This window comes from Streptomyces sp. NPDC090021 (genome assembly GCF_044748225.1).
Lineage (GTDB): Bacteria > Actinomycetota > Actinomycetes > Streptomycetales > Streptomycetaceae > Streptomyces.
This window is the reverse complement of sequence record NZ_JBIVFO010000102.1, coordinates 1-1119: the sequence shown is the minus strand read 5'-3', so window position 1 is coordinate 1119 and position 1119 is coordinate 1. Positions and strand designations below refer to the sequence as shown.

Annotated in this window: 1 protein-coding gene; it reads right to left on the bottom strand. The window is 71.2% G+C overall.

All coding sequences use genetic code 11. From position 1 onward, the window contains the following. Positions 1–1119, bottom strand: a 1119-nt coding sequence (locus ACIPXC_RS35050) for an acyltransferase domain-containing protein (protein ID WP_401626565.1), incomplete at its 3' end; no start/stop codon positions are given.

The following is a 1119-nucleotide window of genomic DNA, read 5'->3' as shown; positions in this document are numbered from 1 at the left end:
GCCCCGCGCCCTCCACGCCTCGACCACCGCGGCCACCGCCGCCTCATCACCCGAAACCACCGTGGCATCAGGAGCGTTGACGGCCGCGATGTCGACTCCTTCCGGCAGGGCCGCGGCGACCTCCGCCTCCGGAGCCTGCACGGAAGCCATCGCCCCGCCCGAACGTGCGGACTGCATCAGCCGACCACGCGCGGCCACCAGAGCCGCCGCGTCAGCCAACGACCACACACCTGCCAGATACGCGGCGGTCACCTCGCCGATCGAATGACCGGCCAGCACATCGGGCCGCATTCCCCAGCCCTCCAACAACCGGAAGAGAGCCACCTCACAAGCGAAGATCGCAGGCTGGGCGTACTGGGTCGTATCCAGCAGAGCCGCCTCACGAGAATCCGCCTCCGCGAACACGATCGGGGCCAGCGGCCGATCCAGATGCACGTCCAACGCGGCGCACACCTCATCGAAAGCAGCAGCGTAGCCAGGCTGCGCCGCATACAACTCCCGGCCCATCCCCACCCGCTGAGACCCCTGACCGGAGAAGATCGCCGCGAGTCGGCCGGAGTGCCGGGCCACCCCTGTCCGGACCGCGGCCACGTCGTCTCCTTGGGCGAACGCGTCGAGTGCGGTGAGGAGTTCCGTACGGTCCGTGCCGACGACCACGGCCCGGTGGCTGAGCGCGGCCCGGGTGGTGGCGAGGGCATGGGCGACGGCGAGGGGGTCGCTGTCCGGCCGCTCGGCCAGCAGGTCGCGCAGCCGGGTGGCCTGCGCGCGCAGGGCCGGCAGCCCGGCGGCCGACAGCGGCCACAGCACGGGCCGCCCTGCGCCCTCCGCCGGGGGCTCTGCCTCGGCCACCGGTTCGGTTTCGGCCTCGGTTTCGGGTTCTTCGAGGATGACGTGGGCGTTGGTACCACTGATACCGAACGAGGAGACGGCGGCACGACGCGGTCGAGCACCCGGGTCCCACGCACGCGCTTCGGTCAGCAGGCTCACCGAACCGGCTTCCCAGTCGATCCGGGTGGACGGCACATCAGCGTGCAACGTCGCCGGCAGCATGCGGTTCCGCATCGCCATCACCATCTTGATCACACCCGCGGCACCCGCCGCGGCCTGCGTGTGACCGAT